This window comes from Methylobacterium sp. WL116, assembly GCF_008039455.1.
Lineage (GTDB): Bacteria > Pseudomonadota > Alphaproteobacteria > Rhizobiales > Beijerinckiaceae > Methylobacterium.
In genome coordinates this window covers 1-5739 of the sequence record NZ_VRUV01000296.1, presented here as the reverse complement: position 1 = coordinate 5739, position 5739 = coordinate 1, and the positions used below count along the sequence as shown (strand labels likewise).

The window sequence follows — 5739 nt, the reverse complement described above, 5'->3', positions numbered from 1 at the left end:
CGCGGCGTCAGGGCGACGCGCAGCCGCTCCGACAGGCCCGCCGCGAGGAGGGCCGCCACGAGGGCGGCTTGCGCGAGCAGGATCGCTCCGGTGCTCCAGCTGGTCAGCACCAGCAGCGGCCAGGGCAGGATCAGGCCGGCGACGAGGGCCGCGACGTGCGCGACCGAGCGGTACTGCCCGGCCCGGGCCGCCACCATCACCACGATCTCGCCGGCGGTGCCGGCCTCCGCGCGGCCGACGGCTCGCTCGATCCTTGCGCAGGCATCCGGCGTGAGCAGGGGGCTACCAATCACCCGAGGCTCCTCCGCCGCCGGACGAGCCGCCGCCGCCCGAGAACCCGCCCCCATCGGAGAAGCCGCCGCCGAACCCGCCCGAGGTGCCGCCGCTCCAACCGCCGGTCCCCGGCCCGGGAAGAAAGACGATGCCGCCGCCGCGCCCGCGGCCGCCGCGGTTCATCCGCCACGCCACGAACAGGGCGAGGAGGAACAGGCCGATGAAGATCGCGACCTGCGCCGGATCGACCTCGTCGGACCGGACCTTCGGCTTTCGCTGCCAGACCTCGGCGTCGCCCGAGAGGATCGAGAGCATGCCGTCGATGCCGGCGGTGATCCCGCCGGCGAAGTCGCCGTCCTTGAAGCGCGGCGTGATCGCGCTCGCGATGATGACGCGGGACAGGGCGTCGGTGAGGGCGCCTTCGAGGCCGTAGCCGACCTCGATGCGGACCTTGCGCTCGGTCGGCGCCACGATCAGCAGGGCGCCGTTGTTGGTCTTCGCCTGACCGATCTTCCACTCCCGGAACAGGCGGTTGGCGTAATCCTCGATCGTGGTGCCCTGAAGGTTCGGCACCGTCGCGACGACGACCTGATCGGAGGTCTTGTCCTCGTAGGCCTTGAGCTTGGCCTCCAGGGTCCCGCGCTGCTCGGGGGTGAGGATCCCGGCGGCGTCGACGACGCGCCCGGTGAGCTTCGGGAAGGTCAGCTCCGCGGCCGCCGCAACCGTCCACAGCCCGGCGCAGGCCACGAGGGCGAGGACGAGGGGGAAGGCCCTGAGCGCTCCGCGCCGCATGCGCGAGAAATCCCTAGAACTTCACGTTCGGCGCCCGCTCGGAATTGGGCGTTGCCGTGAAAGTCTCCATCGGCTTCGATTCCGGGTAGAACCACGCCGCGATCCAGCGGCCGGGAATGGTGCGGATCTCGGTGTTGTAGGCCTGGACCGTGCCGATGTAGTCGCGCCGCGCCACCGCGATCCGGTTCTCGGTGCCCTCGAGCTGCGACTGCAGCGCCAGGAAGTTCTGGTTCGACTTCAGGTCTGGGTAGGCTTCGACCGTGGCCAGCAGGCGCCCGAGCGCACCGCTGAGCTGGTTCTGCGCGTCCTGGAACTCCTTGAACTTGGCCGGGTCGGTGATCGTCGAGGCGTCGACCTTGACGCTGGTGGCGTTGGCGCGGGCCTCGGTCACCTTGGTCAGGGTGTCCTGCTCCTGCTTGGCGTAGCCCTTCACCGTCTCGACGAGGTTCGGGATCAGGTCGGCCCGGCGCTGGTACTGGTTCTGCACCTCGCTCCAGGAGGATTTCGCCTGCTCCTCCAGGGTGGGCACGCGGTTGATCGCGCCGCAACCGGAGAGGCAGGACGCGAACAGCATCGCGATCAGCGCACCGGCGATGCGGGCGATGATCGGGCTTGTCCGCGGCGTTGCGAAGTCCGCACTCGACGACATGTCCACCACTCCTGCCTGCCTCGTCCGGCCCAGCTTGGCCGTAATCACGCCGACGTGAGATAGGGTGCCGCACCCGCCGGGAGAAGGGCCGCGCCGCGCGTTCGCGATGCGTCGCGCGTTCGTCCGGGCGGAGCCGGTCGAGGTTGACAAGCCCATCGCCGCGGTGCGCTGTGCGCCCCATGGATGACACGCCTCAAGCTGCGGCGGACAAGCCGCGCGTTGCCATCACCTATTGTACCGAGTGCAACTGGCTCCTGCGGGCCGCCTGGATGGCGCAGGAACTGCTCTCGACATTCCGCGACGACCTCGGCGAGGTTGCGCTGATCCCGGCGAGCGGCGGCGCCTTCTCGATCACCGTCGGCCCCGACACGGTCTGGGAGCGGACCCGCGACGGCGGCTTCCCCGACGTGAAGGCCCTAAAGCATCGCGTGCGCGACCGGCTCGATCCGGCGCGCGATCTCGGCCATATCGACCGGCCGAGCTTCGATCGGCCGAAGTCCGACCCGTGATGGCTCGATGCTGCAGGACTACGCCCCCGATGACACCGCCGCGCCCGCCCGCGATCCGGATGCTGCGGTGAGCCCGAGCGAGCTGCCCGCCACCCGCGGCCGCCGCGGCCCGCATCCGAGCTGGCTCCGCCGTCGCATCGAGCGGCTCGAGCGGAACGGCGCCTCGACGCAGGTCTACCTCGTCGCGCTGGTGATCGCGCTGATCGGGCCGGGCCTGATCTTCACCGCGATCCTGCTCGCCCGCTACGCTTCCGTCGAGCGTGCGCGCTTCGAGCAGGATGCCCGCGAGAACGTGCGCGGCATCGCCCTGTCGATCGATCGCGACACCGCCGGCCTGGTCTCGGTGCTGCAGACGCTCGCCACCTCGCCGCGCCTGAAGGACGGCGAGTTCGAGGCCTTCGACGCGCAGGCCCGTCTCGTCCGCGAGGCGATCGACCTCGACATCATGCTGCGCCGTCCCGACGGGCAGCAGATCGTCAACACCGGGATCAAGCGCGGCGGCATGCTGCCGATCACCGTGCTGCCGTTCGACAAGGAGATCGCCTCGGGCACGCAGCGGGCGATGGTGACCGGCTACCTTCCCGGGCCGATGCCGAGCGATGCCACCTACGGTGTCGCCGTGCCGGTGATGGTCGGCCCGAACGTCGCCTACATCCTCAGTTTCAGCGCGCCCGTGAGCCGCCTGCAGGCGATCCTCGCCCGCGAGGTCGTCGAGGGCTGGACCACCGGCATCTCCGACCGGCAGGCGCTGGTTCTCGCCCGCCTGCCCGACCCGGGCGCGATCGTCGGACGCCCGCGCCTCGCCAGCCTGCGGCAGATACAGACGGAGACGCCCGGCGTCTGGCAGGGCAAGGACCGGCAGCACCGCCCGGTCGTCGTGGTGGAGGCGCGCTCGCGCCTCACCGGGTGGACGGTCGGCACCAGCATCCCGCAGACCCTCGTCGACGCGCGGCTGCGCCGCTGGGTCTGGGCCTTCGGCGGGTTCGGCCTTCTCGTCCTGGCGACGTCGTCGGCGCTCGCCGTCGTGCTGTGGTCGCGGGTGTCGCGTCCGCTACGCCAGCTCGCGGCCTCCGGCCCGGCCCTGTCGCGCGGCGAGGCGATCCCGCGCATCGCCTCGCCGGTGCACGAGATCCGCCGCCTCGGCGACGTGCTCACCGACGCCTCGCTCCGGTTGAAGACCCGCGAGGGCGAGCGCGACCGCGCACTGGCCGACACCCGCCGCGGGCTCTCGGCGCTGCGGGAGAGCGAGGCGCGCTTCCGCCACATGGCCGATTCCGCGCCGGCGCTGATCTGGATGACGGACGAGGCCGCGACGGTCAGCTTCGTCAACATGCATTTCGAGCACATCTTCGGAATGCCGGCGACGGCGCTGGCCAACGAGGGCTGGCACAAGATCGTCCATCCCGACGACCTCGCCGGCTTCTCGGCCACCTTCACCGACGCCTTCGACGCGCGGAAGCCCTTCCGCACCGAGGTCCGGGTGATCGATCGCGATGGGGCGGTGCGCTGGCTCCGCTGCGAGGGCGTGCCGCGCCTCGACGACGGCGGCACCTTCCTCGGCTACACCGGCTGCAACGTCGACATCACCGATGCGAAGTCCGCCGAGGAGCACCTGCTCCTCCTGATCCACGAGCTGAACCACCGGGTGAAGAACACGCTGGCCACCGTCCAGTCGATCGCCAACCAGTCCCTGCGCAGCCTCGACGGGGCCGAGGCCGATGCGGCCCGCGGCGCCTTCGAGGCGCGGCTCCTGGCGCTCGCCCGCGTCCACGACGTGCTCACCCGCGAGAGCTGGGAGGGGGCCGAGATCGCCACGGTCGTCGCCGACGCGATCCGCCCGCTCGATTCCCCGGAGGTCTCGCGCTTCCGTGTCTCCGGGCCGCCGTTGCGGCTGCCGCCGCGGATCGCGTTGTCGATCGCCATGGCGCTGCACGAGCTCGGCACCAACGCGGTCAAGTACGGTGCGCTCTCGCGCGAAGGCGGCCGCATCGACATCGCCTGGACGCTCCGGCGCGACGACGAGGTCAGCCTCACCCTCCGATGGGTCGAGAGCGGCGGCCCGCCGGTGGCGAAGCCGACGCGCACCGGGTTCGGCTCGCGGCTGATCGAGCGCAGCCTCGCCCGCGAGCTCGCCGGCGAGGTCAATCTCGCCTTCGATCCCGCAGGCGTCGTCTGCACGATCGTGGCGCCGGTTCCGCCGCCCGGCCTGCTCGAGCGCAAGGGCGGCACCGACGTGCCCCGGATCGCGCCGCTGCCGCGATTCGGCTGATGGGGCGGGCGTTTCGGGATGGCCCGACGCAGACTCCACTGAGGTGCCTGCCGGCGTTCCGCGGATAGCGCGCACCGGAAGTCAAATGGGTAGGCGTCCCCCTATCCCAACCAACGCCCTCATCCTGAGGTGCTGCCTCGGCAGCCTCGAAGGAGCCCTCCTGCGATCGCGCGCCCGGCCGGCGGGCTCCTTCGAGGCTACCGGTTCTCGGAAGCGCTTGGGATCGAGATGAGGGGTTGGATCGGCGCGCAGGGACATCGCGTGAGACGCAAAATCGCCGCGACCCGAGGGTCGCGGCGGTGGAAATTTGGCCCGATCGTGATGGGTCCGAAACAGCTCAGAACCGGTAGGTGAAGTTTCCCTTGACGGCGTGGTCCTCGGCGCGGGACCCGACCTGCCCGGTGTAGGCGATGCCCAGGGTGGCGGCGGCCGAGACCCGCAGGTCGAGGCCGGCTTCCGCCACGAGGGCGTCGCGGTCGATCGGGATGCCCGCGGTGAGGAAGGCCGGGCCGGTGGCGCCGAAGGCCAGCAGCGCCGTCGGCACCACGTCGCCGAAGGCCCGGCGGTAGCCGAGCAGGCCGTGGGCCGAGACCGGCGCGCCGAGGCCGAGATCGAAGCTCGTCTGCGCCCGTACGCCGGCGGTGGCCGCCCCGAGGTCGTAGTCGCGGGCGAACCCGGTCAGCGCGGCGATCCCGCCGGTCTCGGTGAAGCGGTCGCGGCCGATCGCGACGACGGCGCCCCCGACGAAGGGCTCGATGTAGGAGAGCGCCGCCGGGACCGGGGCGGCGTCCTCGCCGACGGGCGGCGCGGCGCCGCCCAGGAAGAGCTTGTAGCCGATCTCGCCGAAGCCCTGGATCGTCGAGCCGCCGGTGCGGGCGCTCGGCGTGTCGGCGAAGCCGGCGAACGCCACCGTCCGGGTCAGGCGCGCCGCGTTGTCGGCGTAGACCGCGCCCAGCCGCAGCGAGACCGGCCCGCGCTCGTAGCCGCCGTAGAGGCCGCCGAAGCCGCTCTCGATCGAGCCCGATTGCAGGCGCCCGGCCGTGTCGAGGCTGGTCGCGGTGTAGCCGCCGGCCACGCCGAGGCGGAAGCCGCTCTCGACGCGGACATCGGCGCCGAGCACGAAGCCCGAGGTCTGGCGCGACAGGCTCGCCGCGTTGCCGTCGCTGCGGGCCTGCCCGAAGCTGCCGAAGCCCTGTCCCCAGAGCCCGAACACCCGCGGGTCGAGGGTGCGGACGGCCACCGGCACC

General features: G+C 71.9%; 5 protein-coding genes and 1 pseudogene. 2 read left to right on the top strand and 4 right to left on the bottom strand.

Going from position 1 to position 5739, the window contains the following annotated elements:
- From FV223_RS18490 to FV223_RS18480, 3 genes and pseudogenes are all read right to left on the bottom strand, one after another.
- Positions 1 to 293, bottom strand: a pseudogene (locus FV223_RS18490) (hypothetical protein); the annotation flags it as partial.
- Positions 283 to 1065 carry a YgcG family protein gene (locus FV223_RS18485; RefSeq protein WP_147728388.1) on the bottom strand — a complete coding sequence of 261 codons (783 nt, stop codon included), beginning with the start codon at positions 1063 to 1065 and terminating at the stop codon, positions 283 to 285. The gene FV223_RS18485 and the pseudogene FV223_RS18490, both read right to left, overlap by 11 nt.
- A gap of 13 nt (positions 1066 to 1078) precedes the next feature.
- Complete coding sequence (locus FV223_RS18480; RefSeq protein ID WP_246689724.1) at positions 1079 to 1639, bottom strand: LemA family protein; 561 nt, start codon at positions 1637 to 1639, stop codon at positions 1079 to 1081.
- 254 nt (positions 1640 to 1893) lie between these two features.
- Between FV223_RS18480 and FV223_RS18475 the strand changes: the two genes are divergently transcribed.
- The gene (locus tag FV223_RS18475) at positions 1894 to 2223 is read left to right on the top strand and encodes a SelT/SelW/SelH family protein (RefSeq protein ID WP_147728386.1); all 330 of its coding nucleotides are present in this window, start codon (positions 1894 to 1896) and stop codon (positions 2221 to 2223) included.
- Between the two features lie 7 nt (positions 2224 to 2230).
- Entirely contained in the window at positions 2231 to 4492 is a 2262-nt protein-coding gene (locus tag FV223_RS18470; RefSeq protein ID WP_147728385.1) for an HWE histidine kinase domain-containing protein, read from the top strand.
- Positions 4493 to 4829: 337 nt separating this feature from the next.
- Here the strand turns inward: FV223_RS18470 and FV223_RS18465 are convergent.
- Positions 4830 to 5739: autotransporter outer membrane beta-barrel domain-containing protein (locus FV223_RS18465; RefSeq protein ID WP_147728384.1), on the bottom strand; the 910-nt coding region annotated here is incomplete at its 5' end.